Here is a 22313-nt window from a genome sequence, read left to right on the forward strand (position 1 = left end):
GCAGCAAAAGTTGACAGTCATGGAATATTTTCCGTATTGCGCCGCCGGATCAGCGGGTTTTCTGCAAGGTTGCCTTCACCTGTCCGATCAATTCATGGCGGAAATCGCCCAGACGCGGCTTATCATCCAGCCAGGGCAACGGTCGGCACAGTTCCATCGCCTTGATGCCCAAACGCGCGGTAAGCAGGCCCGCGCCGATGCCCTGCGCTGCACGGGCGGAAAGACGCGCGGCCAAATCCTGCGACATCCAGTCCATGCCGATTTCCCGCACCAGTTCAGATGCGCCGGCGAACGCAATGTTCAGCAACACCAGACGAAACAGACGAATACGGCTGAAATAGCCTAATTCAATGCCATAGAGCGCCGCAATCCGATTGATCAGCCGCAGATTGCGCCAGGCGATAAACGCCATATCCACCAGCGCCAGCGGACTGACGGCAATCATCAGTGTGGATTCCGCCGCCGAACGGCTGATTTCCCGCCGTGCCTGACTATCCAGCACCGGTTGCACCAAGCGGGCATACAGTTCCAGCACCTCACGATCATTATGGGTTTCATGCAGAGAAGCCTGCCAACGTTGCATCACCGGATGCCCCTTATCCAGCCCGGCCTGGCGCGCCAGTTTTTCACAAAACTCACGCCCTTTTCCCACGCCGTGGCTATGCAGCAAATCACGCGCCACATCGCGTTCTTCCGACCGCTCACGCAAGCGATAAAGGCGTCGCCACTCGACGGCCAGCGATCCGACGCCCGCCGCCACAATCAGGCTGCCGGCCGCGATACCGCCCAGCGCGATCCAATCCTGCTGTATCCAGGCGTTATGCAGCGATTGCACCCCCTGCGCCACGGCGCTGACGCCAAACAGCGTCAGCCCCGCCATGACCATCCGCCGCCACAGACTGCGTTTAGGTCGCAGCGCGGCGCTGACCACTTCCTCGGCCACCCCCTCTTCCGGTACTTCCTGTTCCCGGCTGACAGGCGCAAAACGCGCGGCCTCCTGCTCGTCAAACGATACATTGGCGCGTAATTGCGGCTGAGGTTCCGCTGGCGAGGCTTTATCAAACGTCATTCGCGGTTTCAGTGGTTCGGTCATCGCAATTTATCTCCCAATAAAAACTCCATTACCGTATCCAGTCGAATGTGGGGCAACGAGGTGTCCACCGTCATTTCGCGTGGCCTAAACTCATCAAAATGAAATCCCTGTTGCTGCCAGAATGCGGCGCCCGGCAACCGGGGCGGCACTTCCCCCGGATAGACCGTCAGCGGCTGACCATCACTCAGACGGTTACCCTTCAACGCCGGAATTTTTTGTCCCTGATGGTCAACAATGCCGCTTTGGGTGGACTGAATCGACGCGATACCCGCACAATCCATGCTGATCCCTTCAAACGTGGCATTCTGCCAGGCTTCCTGCACCAGTTGCTGCAACAGGGAAACCAGATTGGCATGTTGATCGGCGGTAATGTGATCGGATTTACTGGCGGCGAACATCAGTTTATCGATACATGGCGAGAACAGGCGCCGGAATAATGTGCGCTTACCGTAGTGAAAGCTTTGCATCAGTTGGGTCAACGCCAGCCGCATATCGTTAAAAGCATGCAGTCCGCTGTTCAGCGGTTGCAGGCAATCCACCAGTACAATTTGGCGATCAAAACGGATAAAGTGATGTTTATAAAAGCCTTTCACCACCGACTGACAATAATAATCGAAGCGTTGGCGCAGCATCCCGATATTGGTTTTGGCATCGGCCTGCACCAGTTTGGCTTCGCCCCATTTATCAACTTGCGGCCACGGGAAAAACTGCAACACCGGCGCGCCGGCCAGATCGCCCGGCAGCACAAAGCGCCCCGGCTGAATGAAATGCAGCCCTTCCTGTTTACAACGTATCAGATAATCGGTGTAGGCCTGTGCAATGGCCGCAAATTGATTTTCATCGGCTGGCGCCAGCGGGTCGAGCGTCTCACACAACGACAGCCAGGGCCTGGCCCATTCGGTGCGATCGCCTTGCAGCAACCCGGCCATCTGGCGTGACCAACTGAGATAGGTTTGTTCCAGCAACGGCAAATCCAGTAGCCATTCCCCCGGATAATCCACAATTTCCAGATACAGCGTCGAGGTATCCTTGAAATGCCGCAACAACGAATCATTAGAACGATAACGCAGTGCCAGACGAATCTCACTGACGCCGCGCGTAGGCCGGGGCCAGTCTGGTGGCGAGCCATAAAGCGCCGCCATGCCCTCATCATACGCAAAACGAGGAACGCCAAGATCACGCTGCGGCACACGTTTGGCGCCCAGCAACCGGCCTTCGCGCACGGCGGAAAACAGGGGCAGATGCGCCCCGCTGTGGACATTCAGCAGTTGATTGACAAAGGCGGTAATAAAGGCGGTTTTACCACTGCGGCTCAACCCGGTAACGGCCAGCCGCAGATGACGATCAACACTGCGATTAACCAGTGAGTTTAATTCGTTTTGTAATCGCTTCATTGGATTAACCAAGGCTCCTTTTAGCGTAACGGCTTGCTGCACGGCGTCTTCCTGCCGATCATGGCTGAATTTACCGAACGTATAAATGTATTGCATGTAAATGCTTCACCGTGCAATGAACCGTCCGCCACTCAGACCGCTTAATTGATAATGAAGCATCTTATTACTCATCAGTGAAATAAATGATGTGGTTTTACAGGAAATAATGACGACGCACAAATTCGCTACTTGATGCAAATCTAGTACAGAATCATCCAGATAAAAGTAAAGCGGCGCGATTTTGTTATTGACGGCGTCTCTGTTACCGGACTCTCCGGCAACAAGATGACCGGATAACAGCAACGCCGTGGATATGATGATGTTTACAGTTGACGAAAACGGCTCTGTACGCCAAATGTCTCTGAGGTGACATAGCGCTCGATATTGCGCAGTCGCTGTTCACTGGCCATCAGGGTCGCGTCGGCGTCGTTCAGTAATTGCCCTGGCGCGCGAAACGAAACATCTTGTTCTCGGTAGCTCGCCGCCGGCGCGGGATCGAGTACGAAACTGAGCGCAAAATAAGCGACGATGGTGAAAAAGAACAGGCCGAAAATCGTCGATAACACCACAATGGCCCGCACCAGTTTCACCGGTACGTCAAAGTAGCGGGCCAGTCCAGCGCAGACGCCTTTGAACATGCCTTCTTCCGGAACGCGATATAATGTTTTACCTGACCATGTTTTCTTCATTATGATTTTCTCCATTCCGGGTGTTCTGCATCCAGAATTTCTTCCAGTGTCTGAATCCGCTCGCGCATGCGGCGGGCGTCTTCCGTTAATTGCGTCAGACGCTGCATATCGCTTTGTCCTAATTGAGCATTGTTTTGCTTACGCTGACTGTAATGTAGCCAAAGCCATATCGGTGCCACAAACAGCATGAAAATGGTCAGCGGTATGGCAAGAAACAAAGCACTCATCGTGTCTCCTTAATCATTATGTTCGCCGGTTTTGCTAAGGCTATCGCCAACCCTGACGATAGCCGGCCCGGTTATTCTGCTGATTTAACTTTAGCTTTAAGCGCGGCCAATTGCGCACTGATTTCGTCATCCGCTTTCAACTCGGAGAACTGCTGATCCAGCGATTTGTGTTTGCCCAGCCCGATACTTTCCGCTTCGGCTTCCATCGTATCAATCCGACGTTCGAACTGCTCAAAGCGCGCCATCGCTTCATCCAGCTTGCCGCTGTCCAGTTGACGACGCACATCACGCGAGGAAGAAGCAGCCTGATGGCGCAGCGTTAACGCCTGCTGACGCGCACGGGTTTCCGTCAGTTTGTTTTCCAACTCGGCGATTTCTCGTTTCATGCGCTCCAGCGTTTCATCAACACTTTCCGCTTCATGTTGCAATGTCACGATTAAATCGGTCAGTTTCTGTTTCTCAATCAGCGCGGCACGCGCCAGATCGTCTTTGTCTTTTCTCAGCGCCAACTCAGCCTTTTCTTGCCACTGCGCCTGCTGAGACAACGCCTGTTCAATACGGCGGGCAATCTGTTTCTTTTCTGCCAGCGCCCGTGCGGAGGTAGACCGAACCTCAACCAATGTATCTTCCATTTCCTGGATCATCAGCCGGACCAACTTCTGCGGATCTTCCGCTTTATCCAGCAATGAATTGATATTGGCGTTCACGATGTCGGCAAAACGAGAAAAAATACCCATAATCAAATCCTCTTCATGATTTCCAGCGCTGATTACGCCTGATTTATGATCGCGACCGGTCATCAGCCGATTGCAGGATTGATATATCAATAAGCATGCCAACTTTTAATTATCGATAACTTATTGAAAACTAAAGGACTAAGAATTTTGACTATTTTTCATTACCCGCTAAATTAGTCAAATACGCTAACTGTTAGTAAAAACCACAGGGTACAAAGCAATGGCGCATGAAAAAGAGAACTTACTGGGGGAAGCCAACAGCTTTCTTGAAGTGCTGGAACAGGTTTCACAACTGGCGCAACTCGCTAAACCCGTTCTGTTAATCGGCGAGCGCGGCACCGGTAAGGAATTGATCGCCTGCCGTTTGCACTATTTGTCTCCCCGTTGGCAAGGGCCTTTTATTTCGCTGAATTGCGCGGCCTTAAATGAAAACTTGCTGGATTCCGAACTGTTCGGTCACGAAGCAGGCGCGTTTACCGGGGCGCAAAAGCGTCATCTGGGTCGCTTCGAGCGCGCTGATGGCGGTACGCTGTTTCTGGATGAATTGGCGACCGCGCCAATGCTGGTGCAGGAAAAGTTACTGCGGGTGATCGAATATGGCGTGCTGGAACGCGTCGGCGGCGGACAGGCGTTACAGGTCGATGTGCGGCTGGTGTGCGCCACCAACGATGACCTGCCCGCGTTGGCCGCCAGCGGAAAATTCCGCGCCGACCTGTTGGATCGGCTGGCGTTTGATGTGGTTCAGTTGCCGCCGCTACGTGAGCGTCAACAAGATATCATGTTGCTGGCGGAACATTTTGCGATTCAGATGTGCCGCGAACTGCGGTTACCGCTCTTCCCCGGTTTCACGTCGCACGCCCGCGAAACGCTGCTGAACTATGGCTGGCCAGGTAATATCCGGGAACTGAAAAATGTCGTCGAACGCTCGGTTTATCGTCATGGCGGCAGCGATACCATGCTGGATACCATTATTCTCAACCCGTTTCAGAAATCCGAAGCAATTAACCCGATTCCGCCGGTTGGCCTTGCGGATGAATTACCTGATTTGCCGTCGGATATGAAGCAATGGCAACTATCTCAGGAACGCGCGCTTATCGAACGGGCGTTGGATCAGGCGCGTTTCAATCAGCGTAAGGCGGCGGAATTGCTGGGGCTAACCTATCACCAGCTACGCGGGCTGTTAAAAAAGCATGCTATCGCCGTTAATGAATAGTTTCACCCTCCCCGATGAACGAGGAGGGTTGAGGGGGGAAAACCAGCAGGCGCGCATCCGCCGCTGGCTTTTACCTGTAATTAAGGCTCAACTCCCCATACCAGTTGCCCTTTATCATAGGCCGTCATGCGATCCCAGTCGGTAAAGACAGCGTTTGTGCCATTGTAGGAATAGTCGTTGGTTTCATCGTAATTACTCCAGTCCATAGGATGAATCCGTACCTGCACGTCGCCGCTCTCGCCGCCAGCAGGGATAGAGCCCGCCTCATTTTTGAAAGAGAGGACGACATAGCGGTTCGCTTTGTCCGTGCCGGTCAGCGGCTCAGCGCGGGCAACGACATTACTGGCGCCAATCATCGCCCAGTCGATGAACACCTGGGTATCCGACCGGCCGTCATCGTTGAAGTAGTAGCGGACTTTCACATCACTGAGCTTAACCTCGCTATTGCCGGTGTTTTTAAGATTAAACACCAGTTGCATGGCATTATTGTCAGGGTTGGTGTCGATAGTGCGATGTTGCAGCACGATTGTTCCCGTTCCAGTGTCGGGATTTTCCGGCGTCGGGGTCGGCGCCGGAGTTGGTTCAGGCGTCGGGGTCGGCGCCGGAGTTGTTTCAGGCGTCGGCGTAGGCGTGGTTATCGGTGCGCCCACACGGATCTGCTCTCTGACAAACCGGCCTGATGTCGACAGCGCCTGCTCTGTCCAGCCGCCGCTGGTGCTGGCGCCAGGCGCCAGCGCAGCGGACGCCTCCGCTTTATCCGTCAAAGACCAGTTAACCCAACTGATGCCGCGATTATTCAAAAAATCGATCCAGGTCTCAGACTCCGGCAGGAACGGGCCGCCATTGCCGGACGCGTCACTGGTACCCCATTCGCTGACAAAAATCGCCGCCCCCCGGCTTTGCGCGTAATCGATCCGATCACGTAAGGACTGCCCATGCGTGCCAGCATAGAAATGTAGCGCGTACATGGTATTGGCGTCAGGCAACGGAAAATCCGCCGCATCGTGAATATCCTGACTCCAGGTGCCGGTTCCCACGATAATGATGTTGTCTGGATCTTTGTCGCGGATAGTTTGCGTGACTTCGAGCGCATAAGGCCGGATTTGCGCATTCCAGGTCACACCGCCGTTGGGTTCATTGGCAATTTCATAGATGATGTTAGGCGAGTTGCCATAAAGTTCGGCCATTTCGTTGAAGAAAGTTTTTGCCTGCGCTTTATGAGTATTCGGGTTGCCATCCGAAAGAATATGCCAGTCGACGATGATGTACACCCCAAGACTCTGCGCCGCCGCGACCGCCTCTTTGACCTTATTGATCAGCGAAGGATTGGAAATGTAGCCCCCCTCCTCGGTGTACATTGCCACCCGAAAGACTGAGATTCCCCAGTCATCGCGCAGCCACTGCATCGTCTCCTTATTGACATAGTTGCCGTACCACTGCAAACCATGCGAACTGATCCCTTTCAGTTGCACCGCCTTACCGCTACCATCCACCAGCTTGCCGTTGACTATTGATAACTGCCCGTGCCGCTCTACCGGGGTGGCTGCCGCCGCCGATGATGAGAAAATCAACGCGGCCCCCAATAATACGCCGACAGCGCCTGACGTTAACATTCTTAAGCTCCTTATCCACTTCGTATTCATCCACATATCCTTATCTCCATTGTGAACACCCATCTAATTGGGTTATTGTATAATACTGATGATTTCTGTAGCTGGGAAAAATTTAAGAATAATCTTAAAATACTTGATTTTATTAATTATTTTTTCTGTAAGAGAATGTGATTCTGATATTTTGTCAAAAAAAAGCCAGCACGCAGGCTGGCTAAAATAATACTGGAAGCAATGTGAGCAATGTCGTGCTCTCCTTCAGTGCCTGCAAAGAAGCAACTGGCGAAGCGCGAAAATGATGATAATAATTATCAGTATCATCTGTAAAGCACTTTGTTGAGAATATTTCTCATTCCCATATGAAGTATAAGGTTCTTAACGCATGGCTATTGCCCTGCCAACATGATTTTATGATTGTTTTTTAATCGCATTAGACATATTTTTGTAAGAAATTTTCCCAGTGATCAGCAAGTTGGCTGATATTCTGCAATTCCACCACCGAACTTCCATTATTTCTGACTATCATTTCAAACTGATCGAGCATATCGGCAAAACTCCGTGCGCTATCCGCAATGGATAGCGCCTGAACCATTTCTCTTTGAGAGCGATGCGTACCCGCGTTGCGATGCGTACCCGCGTTGAATGCCTCAATATCGGATTGCGCAACCTCGGCTCGTTTGCCGTCAGCCAAATCAATACTCAGCGCTAGCTCAGCCTCAGCCAGCCCTTGCAATAAATTATCCCGGCGTTCCACCAGCTTATCGATGTAGCTATTGATGACGCCTGATGCCTGGGACCGATATCCCCCGGCAATAAAATTATCGTTAATAAACGTGAGTTTCTCTTTTTTCGCCGCAATATCAAACGCCATCGTGGTGTCCGTCATAAGGCTATTAAGCGGGCTGGACAGCGCCTCATGCAACGCAGCGGTTAACCTGGCGGTTGATAATGTCGTCCCTTCTTGCGTTATCGCAAAAAATGAAGAAAAGTCGAATGCGTCAGCCGCCGTAACCGGATCGCTAAACAGTGGGGAAGCCAGGTTGGGAACGAGATTTAACTGAGCGGCAATTAATTGATCTCTAAGCTGTTTAACCGCCTCATCCTGTTCTTTAATTTGTTCTTCAGTCAGTGAGCTTAAGGGATTTTGATGATATTTTTCAGCATGCTCTTTGCTGCGGGCCAGCCCCGCTTCCGAAAGCTGGATCACTTCAAAATGGGCAAGCGAAACATCTGCGTTCAATACATTTAACCTTTGCACCGTGTCTTCCGTTGTATATGACGATGAAGAAGGGGAAGTATTATAAGAGGTAATACCGTCCATCAAGAGTCACTCCATTTTCAGGTACGAGTCTGGATTATTAACAGCATGGATATGATTGGTATTTAGGAAAAGATCACCATTGCGGTGAGAAATCGCCATTAACTTGATCTACGACAACAATCCGTCGCAGTAATATGACTTAAGCGCCCGTACCCATCATCGTTGACGTTGCGGACTGATTAGCGATTCGACTTACTCGCCCACAGGAAACGTAACTACACAGTAACCCAATCCGCTATTTTCGGCGATATTAATGTGAGCAAACAAAAACAGGCGTATTCAATACAAATATCGAATACGCCCTAAAAGAATTTATAACATCTTCTGCTTTATTAAAATGAGATAGCCCCGGACGAGGAAAGCGCCCTCGCCGTGAGCTACCATGAAAAACAAGCGTTTTTGGCGTGCAAATGATGGGAAAGTCGCCAGACGCGCATAACACAGTGGGGAGGATGGCGAGAGTGCGGTACACTCTGTGTATTACGCCTTGACTGAAAAAACCTTATGTCTGGAAAATTTTGTTTCGCACTGGCATTCGTCTGGGTTGCGTTGCCCGCACTGGCGGCGCCTTCGCCGGCAACGCCACAGGCGTCTATCCGCCAAAGCGGTTTCGTTTATTGTGTGAATGACGTGCTGAACACGTTTAATCCGCAGATGGCGCGCAGCGGTATCACCATCGATACGCTGGCGGCGCAACTCTATGATCGCCTGCTGGATGTCGATCCCTATACTTACCGTCTGATGCCGGAACTTGCCCAACGCTGGGAAGTGCTGGACAACGGCGCGGTCTACCGTTTCTATCTGCGCCGCGACGTCCCCTTTCAGACCACGGACTGGTTCCGTCCGACCCGTAATATGAATGTCGACGATGTGCTGTTCAGCTTTCAACGCATGGTGGATGAAAAGCATCCCTATCATGATGTCAACGGCGGCGATTATCCCTATTTCGACAGTCTCCAGTTTGCCGATGCGGTGCAAAGCATACGTAAGCTGGGCGAATACACCGTAGAGATCCGGCTCAATAGCCCGGACGCCTCTTTTCTGTGGCATCTGGCGACGCATTACGCGCCCATTCTCTCCGCCGAATACGCTCAGAAACTGACAACCGAGGAAAAACAAGCGTTGATTGATCGGGAACCGGTCGGCACCGGCCCCTATCGACTCAACGAATACCGTAACGGTCAATATATTCGCTTGACGCGTAATGAAGCCTACTGGCGCGGGTTGCCCCGAATGGCGCAGGTGGTCGTTGATTTAGGCTCCGGCGGGACGGGCCGTTTATCCAAATTGCTGACCGGCGAATGTGATGTGCTCGCCTATCCCGCCGCCAACCAACTAACCATTTTGCGCAACGATCCCCGCTTACGGCTATCGTTGCGTCCCGGTATGAATGTCGCTTATCTGGCGTTCAACGTGCGCAAGCCGCCGCTGGATAACCGTCAGGTTCGGGAAGCGATCGCACTGGCGATAAACAATGACCGGCTCATGCAATCCATTTATTACGGCACGGCGGAAACCGCCGCTTCGATCCTGCCGCGAGCATCCTGGGCCTATGACAATGACGCGCAAATAACCGCATACAATCCGGCTAAATCCCGTCAGTTGTTGCAGGAACTGGGCATGACGAACCTCAGCCTGCGTTTATGGGTGCCCAGCGCCTCGCAACCCTACAATCCAAGCCCGCTGAAAACCGCTGAACTGATTCAGGCGGATCTGGCGCAAGTGGGCATTAAGGTGACGATTGTACCGGTGGAAGGCCGTTATCAGGAAGCCAGGCTGATGGCGCAAAGTCATGATTTAACGCTGGCAGGCTGGGCCACCGACAGTAATGACCCGGACAGTTTTTTCCGTCCGCTGCTGAGTTGCGCGGCTATCCGTTCGCAAACCAACTATGCTCACTGGTGTGACCCAACGTTTGATGAGGTGTTGCAAAATGCCTTATCTTCACAGCAACTGTCTAACCGTATTGAATATTATCAACATGCGCAGAAGATCCTGGCGCAACAGCTTCCCGTGTTGCCGCTGGCATCCTCGTTGCGTTTGCTGGCTTATCGTTATGATATGAAAGGTCTGGTGCTTAGTCCGTTCGGTAACGCGTCTTTCGCGGGCGTGTTTCGCGAAGCGTCCCAGACCGTGACGCCTTCTTCACAGGAAACGCTTGAAGTTGAAGGAGATCTGCCGTGATTATCTTTACTCTGCGTCGGCTGGTGTTGCTGCTGGTGACGCTGTGCCTGCTGACGCTGGTGGGATTCAGTCTGAGCTACTACACGCCGCACGCGCCGCTCAATGGCGCGGAGCTGTTCGACGCTTACCATTTTTACCTTTCCAGCCTGCTTCAGGGCGATTTCGGTCGCTCCAGCATTAATGGCCAGGCGATCAGCGAACAGCTAAAAGAGGTTTTCCCCGCCACGGTCGAGCTTTGCCTACTGGCGTTTATGCTGTCGTTGCTGATCGGAATCCCGCTGGGCATCACCGCGGGCGTGATGCAGAATCGCGGGCCGGATATCGTGATCAGTACGCTGGCGCTCATCGGTTTTTCGATACCGGTATTCTGGCTGGCGTTGCTGCTGACCCTGTTTTTCTCGCTTCACCTCGGCTGGCTGCCGGTTTCCGGTCGTTTCGATTTGCTTTATCAGGTCAAACCCGTCACCGGATTCGCGCTGATTGACGCCTGGCTGTCTGATTCGCCCTATCGCGGTGAAATGATGGTCAGCGCGCTCCGTCATCTGATCCTGCCCATCATCGTGCTTGCTGTGGGGCCGACCACCGAAGTGATCCGCCTGATGCGTATCAGCACCACCGAGGTGATTGGCAAAAATTACATCAAAGCCGCCGCTACTCGCGGTTTATCCAAGCTGACCATTATCCGCCGTCATGTGCTGCACAACGCGCTGCCGCCGATTATGCCCAAGCTGGGGTTACAGTTCTCCACCATGTTGACGCTCACTATTATTACCGAAGTGGTGTTTAGCTGGCCGGGGCTGGGGCGCTGGCTGGTCAACGCCATTCGCCAACAGGATTACGCGGCTATCTCGGCGGGAGTAATGGTGGTTGGCGCTATGGTGATCACGGTTAACGTGCTGTCTGATATTTGGGGCGCGATGACAAACCCGCTGAAGCATAAGGAATGGTATGCCCTTCGATAACGTATACAGCGAAAAACGCTTACCCAGCCGACTGGGAGATACATGGCGGGTATTCCATCAGGATACGCTGGCGATGATCGGCTTTTACAGCTTTCTCATTTTGCTCGGTCTGTGCCTGTTTGGAAAATTGCTGACGCCGTATGCCGTGGATCAGCAATTTCTCGGTTATCAACTGTTGCCGCCATCCTGGTCGCACTATGGGGAAGTCTCTTTCTTCCTCGGCACTGACGATCTGGGGCGCGATCTCCTCAGCCGACTGCTCAGCGGCGCGGGGCCCACGGTGGGATCAGCGCTGATCGTCACCTATGCCGCCGCATTTTTCGGCATTGTGCTGGGGGTGATGGCTGGCGTGACGCATGGCCTGCGCTCGGCGATGCTCAATCATATTCTTGATACGCTGTTATCCATCCCGTCATTGCTGCTGGCGATTGTGGTGATTGCGTTCATCGGCCCCAAACTCGAACACGCGATGCTGGCGGTGTGGCTGGCGCTGTTGCCTCGTATGGTGCGAACCCTCTACAGCGCGGTGCATGATGAGATGAACAAAGAGTATGTCATCGCCGCCCGGCTTGATGGCGCTTCAACCCGTTATATCATCTGGTATGTGGTCTTGCCGAATATTGCCGCCCTGCTGGTTTCCGAGTTCACCCGCGCCTTGTCCATCGCCATTTTGGATATTGCCGCGTTAGGCTTTCTCGATCTGGGCGCGCAGCTTCCCACCACCGAATGGGGGGCCATGCTCGGCAATTCGCTGGAACTGGTATATGCCGCACCGTGGACCGTCATGTTGCCCGGGGCCGCCATTACCCTGAGCGTGCTGATCGTCAACCTGCTGGGCGATGGCATCCGCCGCGCCCTGATCGCTGAAACGGAATAATGGCGGAGACGAAATTATGCCACTCCTTGATATTCGTAATCTGACCATTGAATTTCTCACCCCGGATGGCGCGGTCAAAGCCGTCGATCGGGTCAGCATGACGCTGAACGAAGGGGAAATTCGCGGGCTGGTGGGGGAATCAGGCTCCGGTAAGAGTCTGATTGCCAAAGCCATTTGTGGGATCACCAAAGATAACTGGCGGGTAACCGCCGATCGCTTCCGTTTTGACGATATCGACTTGCTGCGGCTGTCGTCACGCGAGCGGCGCAAACTGGTGGGACACAATGTCTCCATGATTTTTCAGGAACCACAGTCCTGTCTCGATCCGTCCGAAAGCATTGGGCAACAGTTGTTGCAGGCCATCCCCGGCTGGACCTACAAAGGCCGCTGGTGGCAGCGCCTCAATTGGCGCAAACGCCGAGCTATCGAGTTGCTGCATCGCGTCGGCATCAAAGATCATAAAGACATCATGGGCAGCTATCCCTACGAACTGAGCGACGGAGAATGCCAGAAAGTGATGATCGCCATCGCCCTGGCGAACCAACCGCGTCTGCTGATTGCCGATGAACCTACCAACGCGATGGAATCGACCACTCAGGCGCAGATTTTCCGTCTGCTATCGCGTCTGAATCAGAATAACAACACGACCATTTTGCTGATTAGCCACGACCTGCAAACCATGAGCAAATGGGCCGACAGAATCAATGTGCTTTACTGTGGTCAGACGGTGGAAAGCGCGACCAGCGAAGATCTGATTAGCTCGCCGCATCACCCTTATACCCAGGCGTTGATCCGGGCGATGCCGGATTTCGGGCGTTCATTGCCGCATAAAAGTCGGCTGAATACGCTGCCGGGCGCGATCCCTTCACTGGAGCATTTGCCTGTGGGCTGCCGTCTGGGGCCTCGCTGCCCCTATTCGCAGAAACAATGCATGCAAACCCCGCTGCTGCTCTCGGTGAAAAACCATTGGTACGCCTGCCACTTTCCGCTCAACATGGAAGAATCCTGATGGTCGAAACCTTGCTGGAAGCCCGTAATCTGACCAAAACATTCCGCTATCGTACCGGGTTGTTTCGTCGGCAACATGTTGAGGCGGTGAAGTCCGTCAGCTTTACTTTACGTGAGCGGCAGACGCTGGCGATTATCGGAGAAAACGGTTCAGGGAAATCCACGCTGGCGAAAATGTTGTCCGGCATGATGGAACCGACCTCAGGCGAATTGCTGATCGACGATCATCCTTTGCATTTTGGTGATTATCGTTACCGCAGCCAGCGAATCCGCATGATCTTTCAGGATGCGGGCAATGCGCTCAATCCGCGCCAGCGCATCGGGCAGTTGCTGGATGTACCCCTGCGGCTTAATACCGATCTCACGCCTCAGGCGCGTGAAAAAGCCATTAACCAGACGCTGCAACAGGTCGGTCTGCGCCCCGATCACGCTTTCTACTATCCGCATGCGCTGGCTCCCGGCCAGAAACAGCGTGTCGGGCTGGCGCGCGCCCTGATCCTGCAACCTAAAGTCATTGTGGCGGATGAAGCGCTGGCTTCGCTGGATATGTCCATGCGCTCGCAAATCATCAACCTGATGCTGGAACTTCAGGAAAAACACGGCATCTCTTATATTTATGTGACTCAGCATCTGGGGATGATGAAACATATCAGCGATCAGATTCTGGTGATGCACGCCGGAGAAGTGGTCGAACGCGGCAGTACCGCCGAAGTGCTGGCCGCGCCGCTGCACGATCTGACCAAGCGCCTGATCGCCAGCCACTTTGGTGAAGCGCTGAGCGCCGATGCCTGGCGGCGTGACGGCGCTCAGCTTTAAGCGCGTTTTGATGCTGAAACAAACAAAAAAGGTCGATACTGCTCGGAGTACCCTTATCGGTATCAGGCATGGTAGAATCGCCCGGTTTATCCACTTCGATCATCATTCACTGATTATGTAATCGCTGATGATCGCTGCAACAATGATCACAAGGATTACTGCTATGGGTTTTCTTACCGGTAAGCGCATTCTGGTAACTGGTGTTGCCAGTAACCGCTCCATTGCATTCGGTATCGCGCAGGCGATGCACCGTGAAGGTGCTGAACTGGCGTTCACGTATCAGAACGATAAACTGAAATCTCGCGTTGAAGGCTTTGCCGGCGAACTGGGATCAAGCATTGTTCTGCCATGTGATGTCGCAGAAGATGCAAGCATTGAAGCGCTGTTTGCTGAACTGGCTAACGTATGGCCAAACTTTGATGGCTTCGTTCACTCCATTGCTTATGCGCCGGGCGACCAGCTTGACGGCGACTATATCGACGCCGTAACCCGCGAAGGTTTCAACGTTGCGCACGATATCAGTTCTTATAGCTTTGTCGCGATGGCCAAAGCCTGTCGTAACATGCTGAATCCGAACGCCGCGCTGGTCACGCTGTCTTATCTGGGCGCCGAACGCGCCATTCCTAACTACAACGTGATGGGTCTGGCAAAAGCTTCTCTGGAAGCGAACGTGCGTTATATGGCAAACGCCCTGGGTGCGCAGGGCGTGCGTGTCAACGCCATCTCTGCCGGCCCGATCCGTACTCTGGCTGCTTCTGGCATCAAAAACTTCAAGAAGATGCTGTCTCACTGTGAAGCGGTAACGCCTATCCGCCGAGTGGTGACCATTGAGGATGTCGGTAACTCCGCCGCCTTCCTGTGCTCCGATCTGGCTGCCGGTATTTCCGGTGAAGTACTGCACGTCGATGGCGGTTTCAACATCACCGCGATGAGTGAGTTAGAACTGGATTAACATTCCATTCCGCCAGCAATACTATGTCCTCTGCCCCACGCGCTGTTGGGGCATTTTTACCTCTCCTGCCTGCTCCCACTGATGAGCGAGTACCCGGCGTTCAACCGTTCAAACTCGAAATGTCGTTGAGAAGAAAGAATTATCTGTTTATTTTTGGTCACGAATATGGCTTCGATATCCGGTCTGGCGCGTAAATAGGCGATGCCGTCATCGACGCCCATGCCATAGAGCAAAGTGGAATAAATATCGCAGTCGATAGAGTTGTCCGAGATAATGGTGACGCTAAGCAGTTCATTATCCAGCGGGTAGCCGGTGGCGGGATTTAAAATGTGGTGGTATACCTGATCATCAATGGTAAAAAAACGCTCATAAACGCCCGACGTCACCACCGACTTATTCATCATCCGGATCACTCCCAGCAAATCATCCCGCTCCGCGAACGGCCTTTGCAGCCCAACGCTCCACGGCCCTTGCGTCAATGAGCGGCCGATGGCAAGGACATTACCGCCAAGATTGATTACCGCGTGATAAACCCCGTGCTGGTACAGCAAATTTCTGATGCGATCCGCTATATATCCTTTGGCGATCGCGCCTAAATCGATTTCCATCCCTGCCTGCGCCAGAAAAACGGCGCTGTCAGCCTCATTCAGCATAACGTGCTCAGGATTGGTCAATGCCAGCGCGCGGGCGATTTCTTCCGCATCAGGCACGGCGCAACCGTTGAATCCTATTTTCCACAGTTTCACGACCGGGCCAATAGCGAGATTAAAGCAACTGTCGCTTATCTGGCTGGCGGCTTTCGCTTGTTTTATGAGGCTGAAGACCAAGAGGCTGACCGTCACGTCATGTTGCCCCGCCGCGTGATTGACGCTCATCACTTCTGACTGAGCCCGATTAACGGTCAGGCGATCTTCAAGCTGCCTGATGTGGTGAAATACCTGTTTAACCAGCGTTTCATCATGCACAAACATTTTCAACACTACCGGACTGCCCATCAGATGAGCGGTATAGGAATAGATTTCACTGACAGATTTCATAATAGACAGGTCGGCGGACGAGGTTGCGGAATAAACAAAGAGAGGCGTCCTGACGGACGCGCTCCCTGTTTTACGATTAAATCATTCAAACGTTTATGACACGGCTTTTAGCGGAACATCCGACCCTTCAAAATCCACCCGCGTCACGTTATCCGATGATTTCGCATAGGCGGCGGCCTGCATACCGGAGCGAATACCAAAAATGATGATATCCGCCACGGCATTGCCGCCAATGCGGTTGGCGCCATGAATGCCGCCGACCACTTCTCCGGCGGCATAGACGCCGGGGATAACCTGTTTGCCGCTATTGAGTACTTCTGTATCGGCGTTAATCACTATACCGCCCATAGTATGGTGAACGCCGGGCGCGACGTTGATGGCATAGAAAGGCGCGCAATCGAGCGGGTCGCGCATACCGGTCGTTCTGCCGAAATCGTCGTCATGCTTGTTAGTGACGAACACATTGTAGCGGTTGATGGTCGCCTGCAACGTCTGTGGATCAATATCCAGTTTTTCCGCCAGTTCAGCGATGCTCTGCCCGCTCACGGTCAGCCCTTGCGAAACATATTCCTCAACCGCCATATTGCGCATTCTTACCTGCTGATCGAACAGAATATAGGCGGATTTTTCCGGCAGACCGACAATCGCCGCGGAAACCTTGTCGCGGGTTTGCAGTTCATTGAAGAACCTTTCGCCGCGCTGAGAAACCAGGATCGCGCCGCCGCCGCGAATCGATTCCGATATCAGATAAGAGGTGGTTTGCTCCACCGTCGGATGCGTTTGGATTTCACCCATATCAACGGTATCAGCGCCCATTTGCTGCAACAGACGAAGACCGCCGCCGGTCGCGCCTTTATGGTTGGTTGTCACAAATCCATCCAAATCAGGACGGTAGTTAACCACCATCGACGAATTGGCGCTGATTTTTTTACCGGTCAAATTCACATCCCGGATCATCGCTTCCACCAGAGAGAAACGCCATAAGGGTTCCGGGATCATTAACGCTTATCGCTATTGATATAGAGATCGATATTCTGCGCGTCGGCAATTCGATCGGTCCAATCAGGATAAGCGATACACCCTCTGCCCACCGCGATCAGATCATAACCATTTTCCAGCGCCGTTTCCGCGTCCGTTTTATTCACGATTTCGCCGACGCCGATAACCGGAATTTCGACAAGTTTAGCTGAACGACGGGCGACATATTTTTTAATCAACGGCGAGGGATCATCAATATCGACCAGTGACAGCCGAAAAATATTTCCCATGGAAAAATGGACATAATCCAACCCTTTTTCCGCCAGTTTTTCTAACAAATATAATGTGTCGTCAAAGCGAATACCTGGCTCTTCTATTTCTTCAGGAGAGAAGCGATACCCAATAATAAATGAACGATCCGCATATTTATTTACCATTTCATGAGTAATATTCAGAATGGCTAAAGGAAATTGCGCGCGTTTATCTCTGCTGCCGCCCCATTTATCAGTGCGTTGATTGGAATTGGGGGAGTAAAATTGCTGGATCAGATAGGTATTGGCGCCATGAATTTCCACGCCGTCGAACCCCGCTTGAATCTCCCGGTATACCGCATCGCCGAACTTGCCGACCATTTCCTCCACCTCGTCGCCACTCAAGGCAACCGGCGTCGCCCCGCCGATAAACCGCGGTTCCACCATGCGGCCGCCGTGGTAAATCTGAAGCACGGCTTTCGAGCCTCTGCCTTTAATTGCCGTGGCGATCTTAGCCAGCCCTTCAATTTTATCGTCTTTATCGATCCCTATCGCGCCGGGGAAGGCCAGCCCCTTGTCATCAACAAAACAACATTCCACGATCACCGTGCCGATACTGCCAGCCCGCTGCTCATAATATTCGATTAATTCTTTTGTAACACTCCCATCAAAAAAATCCACTACAGGTGGTCATTGGCGCCATAAGCACTCTATTTTTGAGCGTAACGCCGTTGGGTAATGTGAAAGATTTTAACAATTTAAGGTTAATATCTGTCATGGTAAACACTCCTCTTTAAAATAAAAATCTTGCTTAAAAAAAGCACAATAAAGCCATGGTTTTTTCGTTATTTTTTCTGCTGGCTAATAATGTTATTACTTACTGAGTATGGTTTTTTTAATGTTTTAAAACGTTTTTTTAATATTTTAACTGCTGCATATAAATATATTTTGTAGGGTTATTGGCGATTTTTTTACCAAAGTTAATACACGCTGTTTTTTATTAAAATATTTGCATCTTGGCAAGAAATTAAACCATAAATATTTACGTTTTATGTAACAAAGAAGGGAATTAATCGGCGGCGGACATTATTTAGCGCAAGCCTCCTAAAAAAACCTTTTTCCCGCTCATCGGCGGAAAATGCTGTGGTTGAAATAACAAGCGACCGGTTGTATAGATAACTACCCGGTTATACTATAGCCGTCATCGTTTCATAGCTCGTATCGGGCGGATAAGGCGGCAGGGAGTATACCTGATGATCGATAAGCACTCTTTTATTCCTTTCTATCTGCAAATTGAGCAGATCCTGAGCCTGCAAATCCGTGATAACACGCTAAAACCCGGTGATCCATTGCCCACCGAGGCGGAAATGTGCGAGCACTATCAGGTTTCACGCATGACGGCGAGAAAAGCCGTGGATTATCTGGTTCGGCAGGGACTGGTGACGCGTTTGCGTGGACGCGGCACCTATGTTGCGCAACCCGATACCCGCATCAAAGTGCAGCTTCCACTCGATCAACATCTGACATCCAGTGAGGTTGCCAGCGCCGTTCATCGCCCTATCGTCAACCAGTTGCTGCATTTCTCCCGCCAAAAGGCCAGCCAGGATATCGCCAGCCAATTGCGATTGACTGAAAACGCGACTATCTATTACATGATCCGCCTGAGGCTGATTGACGGCATTCCTTTTGTTTATGAGCAATCCTGGATGAACGGCGAACTGTTCCCTGACCTTAACGAGCACGATCTCAGGGAGTCAAAATATGCCTATCTCAAAGCCAAAGGATATGATTCGGTGGGTAGCCATAAACAAATCTTTGCCGAACTGCCTTCGTCCGAAGTGCGGGAGGCACTGGGGCTGGTGCGTGACGAACCCGTGCTGCGCGCCAGCGTGGTGGCGTTCTTCGCCAGTCAGGTGCCGTTCGAACTGTCAAACGTCTATTACAATCAACGTTATTACACGTTCACACTGGATGCGCCATTACGACCGCTGAGGGTCGGATAATGTCATGATGGCATTCAGTGGGCGCTAGCGATTAAACGCCCCGGGCCGGGCGCGGCGGTTGCGCCGCAGAGACATACCGCGATTTTTCACACACGTTTCATTTCAATTCCGGCCAATAACCTTTATTCGTCTCAATCAGCGCATCCAGCACTTTACGCGCTTTTTTGGCGTCCACCACCAGACGATTGAGCGTCAACGCCTGTAACGCTTTGGTATACGACCCTTCGAACCAGGCTTCGATCGTCAGGCGTTCATAGGCAAACTGCTGCTCAATCATTCCCTTATAAAAAGTTGGAATATTCCCCACGCCATAAGGCCGCGGCCCGTTAATACCCAGCGTCGCCGCCACTTCTACCATCGCGGTGTCATCCAGATTGTTGATCAGGCCGTTATTTTCCACGATCACCACGAAAATCCGCTGTTGGTTATAAGCAATGGATTCCGCGACTTCGACGATCATGTCGCCGTGCGCATCGTTGTGCACCACACTGGCATCTTTTGTCGTCCCCGCTTTTACAGCGGCGCGGCAGGTTTCAAATACGCGTTTTTCACGTCCCGCCATCACTTCATTGGCGCGGGTAAAATTCGCATCCAGCTTGCTGAGCTTGTATTCCGGGTACAGGTAATATTGCAGATAGGTATTGGGCAGGTAGTCAGGAAAATCGTGCAACATATCGGCCACCAGCGCATAGGTATCCAGCCATGAGCGATCGCGCTGCTCCGCATCAGCAGGTTTGAACCCCTGATTATTGATGATCGCTTTTAGTTCCGGCAGCAAATCCACGCCCTGGCGATCATACAAATGGGTAAACCAGCCGAAATGATTCAGACCAAAATAGACCGGTTCGAACTCATCCACATTACGATCCAGCAAGCGGGCATACGAGCGCAGTAAGTTGACCGGCTGATCGCAGATATTAAGAATTCGCCGGTCATCAGGAAATTTTACCCGCAACGCGTCAGCTACGATTGCCGCCGGATTGGTGTAATTAAGAATCCAGGCATCAGGCGACCGGCGGCGAACATTTTGCACCAACTCAATCATGTCGCCGATAGAGCGCATACCGTAGGCAAAACCGCCGGGGCCACAGGTTTCCTGCCCGATCATCCCCAGCGACAGCGGAATTTTTTCATCCTTTTCCCGCATTTCATAGCCGCCGGTACGCATCTGGCAAAATACAAAATCCATATCGGTAAACGCCTCATCCACGTTGGTGGTGTAGGAAAAATCCAGTTCGGGATATTCTTCCTGGAACAGCAGACGGGCAAAATCGCCGATCACCGCCTGGCGCGGCGCATTCACGTCATACATCACCAAACGCCGTAAAGGGAACGTCGCTTTACGCTTGCACAACGCTTTCAGCAGCCCCGGTGTCCAGGTGGAACCGCCGCCTACAATCACAATACTATATTGCTTCGTCATCGCCGTTCTCCGTCTCATAACGTTAAAAGTTACCCTGTCACACCAAGCGCGATTTTGACATCATTGGCAATTTTTTCCACTTTCGGGCCGTAAATCACCTGGATGTTATGCTCGTTAACGCGATTGATGCCGTTCGCACCCGTGGTCATCAAGGTCTTATCCTCTACCCGGCTCATATCTTTCACCTGCACACGCAAACGGGTAAAGCAGCAATCCACCTCTTCAATGTTGCTTTCGCCGCCCAATCCGCTAATGATATTTTTCGTGCGTTCATCCGCACTGACCGGCGCGGCCTCCACCGCAATGTCCTCTGACTCGCGTCCCGGCGTTTCAACGTTCATCCGCCTGATGATGAATCTGAAGATAAAGTAGTAGGCCGGGAAATAAATCAGACCCAGCAACACCGCATACCACCATTGGGTTTTCAGCCCGCCCAGCACGCCGAATACCATCAGATCGATGGCGCCGCCCTGAATATTGCCGATCATCAGGTGCAGCATCGACATCAGCATAAAAGACAAACCGCTCAAGACAGCATGAACCAGATAAAGCAGCGGTGAGACAAAAATGAAGCAGAATTCAAGCGGTTCGGTAATACCGGTGGTGAATGACGCCAGCGCCCCGGCCAGCACCAGCGCTTTGACCCGCTTCTTGTGTTCCGGCTGTGCGCAGTGATACATCGCCAACGCCGCGCCGGGCAGACCGAACATCATGATCGGGATTTTGCCCTGAGCCAAAAATTGAGTGGCCTCACGGATGACGTCATCGCTCACCGCGCCGGGGTGCGTTAATGACACATTAAAGATATTCAGCGCGCCCACGATGGTTTCCCCGTCTACGGTGGCAACCCCGCCGATCGGCGTAAAACGCACGGTTTCATTGAGGATATGGTGCAATCCGGTGGGGATGAGGATACGTTCCGAAAAGCCGTATAAAAACGCGCCGTATTGTCCGCTGTGTCCGATAAGTTCACCGACCCAGGCAATGCCGCGGCCAATGGTCGGCCAGATCAGCGCTAGCCCAATCCCGACCAACGGCAGGCATACCACGGTGATGATGGGAACGAATCGCCGTCCGCCAAAGAAGCTGATGGCGGTAGGCAGTTCAATGGTATAGAAGCGGTTGTGCAGTAAAACGGTCACCACCCCGGCGATCACCCCGCCCAGCACGCTCATGTTATAGGTAAAAATTCCCAGCGTTTGCGTAAACTCCGCCGCGTACATCAGCGCGGCGGTATGATCCATACCGGCGGCGGTCAACGCATCAATGGTGGTGGTCGCAGGGGTAAGATTTTGTGCCGTCAGCGTCGCCCTCACCCCGACATGCATGGCTATAAAACCAATCACCGCGGCAAACGCGGCGGTAGGTTTCTCCGCACTAAATAACTGCGCCTAATAGTAGATCACTGAAGGGAACTCAATCCGGTTTGAGCGATCTGATCAATCGCCAAATCAAAACAAATCACCAACCGGACTGAGTTATGCCGATCATAGCATTCA

17 protein-coding genes and 2 pseudogenes are annotated in these 22313 nt (G+C 52.4%); 8 read left to right on the forward strand and 11 right to left on the reverse strand.

What is annotated here, in order from left to right; translation table 11 throughout:
- Positions 1 to 49: 49 nt before the first annotated feature.
- The 5 genes from DES54_RS13785 to pspA form a co-directional block, all read right to left on the reverse strand.
- Positions 50 to 1093 (reverse strand): YcjF family protein, encoded by a 1044-nt coding sequence (locus DES54_RS13785; RefSeq protein WP_113868329.1) that lies wholly within the window; start codon positions 1091 to 1093, stop codon positions 50 to 52.
- Positions 1090 to 2487 (reverse strand): YcjX family GTP-binding protein, encoded by a 1398-nt coding sequence (locus tag DES54_RS13790; RefSeq protein WP_113868368.1) that lies wholly within the window; start codon positions 2485 to 2487, stop codon positions 1090 to 1092. Before DES54_RS13790 ends, DES54_RS13785 begins: the two co-directional genes overlap by 4 nt.
- Positions 2488 to 2849: 362 nt before the next feature.
- The gene (gene pspC, locus DES54_RS13800; RefSeq protein WP_113868335.1) at positions 2850 to 3215 is read right to left on the reverse strand and encodes an envelope stress response membrane protein PspC; all 366 of its coding nucleotides are present in this window, start codon (positions 3213 to 3215) and stop codon (positions 2850 to 2852) included.
- On the reverse strand, positions 3215 to 3442 hold the full coding sequence (pspB, locus tag DES54_RS13805) for an envelope stress response membrane protein PspB (RefSeq protein ID WP_113868338.1): 228 nt from the start codon (positions 3440 to 3442) through the stop codon (positions 3215 to 3217). Before pspB ends, pspC begins: the two co-directional genes overlap by 1 nt.
- A 71-nt stretch (positions 3443 to 3513) precedes the next feature.
- On the reverse strand, positions 3514 to 4179 hold the full coding sequence (gene pspA, locus DES54_RS13810; protein WP_113868370.1) for a phage shock protein PspA: 666 nt from the start codon (positions 4177 to 4179) through the stop codon (positions 3514 to 3516).
- Between the two features lie 220 nt (positions 4180 to 4399).
- Between pspA and pspF the strand changes: the two genes are divergently transcribed.
- Positions 4400 to 5392, forward strand: a complete 993-nt coding sequence (gene pspF / locus DES54_RS13815; protein WP_113868340.1) for a phage shock protein operon transcriptional activator — start codon at positions 4400 to 4402, stop codon at positions 5390 to 5392.
- A gap of 80 nt (positions 5393 to 5472) precedes the next feature.
- On the opposite strand, the gene DES54_RS13820 is transcribed toward pspF, so the two are convergent.
- Together DES54_RS13820 and DES54_RS13825 are read right to left on the reverse strand one after the other, a co-directional pair.
- Positions 5473 to 7041 (reverse strand): cellulase family glycosylhydrolase, encoded by a 1569-nt coding sequence (locus DES54_RS13820; protein WP_113868342.1) that lies wholly within the window; start codon positions 7039 to 7041, stop codon positions 5473 to 5475.
- 391 nt (positions 7042 to 7432) lie between these two features.
- Entirely contained in the window at positions 7433 to 8260 is an 828-nt protein-coding gene (locus tag DES54_RS13825) for a hypothetical protein (protein ID WP_147247304.1), read from the reverse strand.
- Between the two features lie 567 nt (positions 8261 to 8827).
- Here DES54_RS13825 and sapA point away from each other — a divergent pair.
- From sapA to fabI, 6 genes are all read left to right on the forward strand, one after another.
- Positions 8828 to 10507, forward strand: coding sequence for an ABC transporter substrate-binding protein SapA (sapA, locus tag DES54_RS13830; protein ID WP_113868346.1), 1680 nt, complete (start codon positions 8828 to 8830; stop codon positions 10505 to 10507).
- Complete coding sequence (sapB, locus tag DES54_RS13835; RefSeq protein WP_113868348.1) at positions 10504 to 11469, forward strand: putrescine export ABC transporter permease SapB; 966 nt, start codon at positions 10504 to 10506, stop codon at positions 11467 to 11469. Before sapA ends, sapB begins: the two co-directional genes overlap by 4 nt.
- Positions 11456 to 12346, forward strand: a complete 891-nt coding sequence (sapC, locus tag DES54_RS13840; protein WP_113868350.1) for a putrescine export ABC transporter permease SapC — start codon at positions 11456 to 11458, stop codon at positions 12344 to 12346. The genes sapB and sapC overlap by 14 nt, the downstream gene beginning before the upstream one ends.
- 16 nt (positions 12347 to 12362) lie before the next feature.
- Positions 12363 to 13355 (forward strand): putrescine export ABC transporter ATP-binding protein SapD, encoded by a 993-nt coding sequence (sapD, locus tag DES54_RS13845; protein WP_113868352.1) that lies wholly within the window; start codon positions 12363 to 12365, stop codon positions 13353 to 13355.
- The gene (gene sapF, locus DES54_RS13850) at positions 13355 to 14170 is read left to right on the forward strand and encodes a putrescine export ABC transporter ATP-binding protein SapF (protein ID WP_113868354.1); all 816 of its coding nucleotides are present in this window, start codon (positions 13355 to 13357) and stop codon (positions 14168 to 14170) included. The genes sapD and sapF overlap by 1 nt, the downstream gene beginning before the upstream one ends.
- A gap of 163 nt (positions 14171 to 14333) precedes the next feature.
- On the forward strand, positions 14334 to 15122 hold the full coding sequence (gene fabI / locus DES54_RS13855) for an enoyl-ACP reductase FabI (protein ID WP_113868356.1): 789 nt from the start codon (positions 14334 to 14336) through the stop codon (positions 15120 to 15122).
- A 56-nt stretch (positions 15123 to 15178) separates the two neighbouring features.
- Here fabI and DES54_RS13860 read toward each other — a convergent pair whose 3' ends face one another.
- Positions 15179 to 16159: an FAD:protein FMN transferase gene (locus DES54_RS13860; RefSeq protein WP_113868358.1), complete on the reverse strand. Its 981-nt coding sequence runs from the start codon at positions 16157 to 16159 to the stop codon at positions 15179 to 15181.
- A gap of 93 nt (positions 16160 to 16252) precedes the next feature.
- A pseudogene (locus DES54_RS13865) lies at positions 16253 to 18166 on the reverse strand (oxidoreductase).
- Between the two features lie 475 nt (positions 18167 to 18641).
- Between DES54_RS13865 and DES54_RS13870 the strand changes: the two are divergent.
- The gene (locus tag DES54_RS13870) at positions 18642 to 19391 is read left to right on the forward strand and encodes a GntR family transcriptional regulator (protein WP_205680249.1); all 750 of its coding nucleotides are present in this window, start codon (positions 18642 to 18644) and stop codon (positions 19389 to 19391) included.
- Positions 19392 to 19488: 97 nt separating this feature from the next.
- Here DES54_RS13870 and DES54_RS13875 read toward each other — a convergent pair whose 3' ends face one another.
- Both DES54_RS13875 and DES54_RS13880 read right to left on the reverse strand, forming a co-directional pair.
- Positions 19489 to 20814, reverse strand: coding sequence for a 6-phospho-alpha-glucosidase (locus DES54_RS13875; RefSeq protein WP_113868362.1), 1326 nt, complete (start codon positions 20812 to 20814; stop codon positions 19489 to 19491).
- Between the two features lie 29 nt (positions 20815 to 20843).
- Positions 20844 to 22199 (reverse strand): annotated as a pseudogene (locus tag DES54_RS13880) (PTS transporter subunit EIIC); the annotation flags it as partial.
- Positions 22200 to 22313 lie beyond the last annotated feature (114 nt).

Origin of the sequence: Brenneria salicis ATCC 15712 = DSM 30166 (assembly GCF_003315515.1) — a bacterium.
Taxonomy (GTDB): domain Bacteria; phylum Pseudomonadota; class Gammaproteobacteria; order Enterobacterales; family Enterobacteriaceae; genus Brenneria; species Brenneria salicis.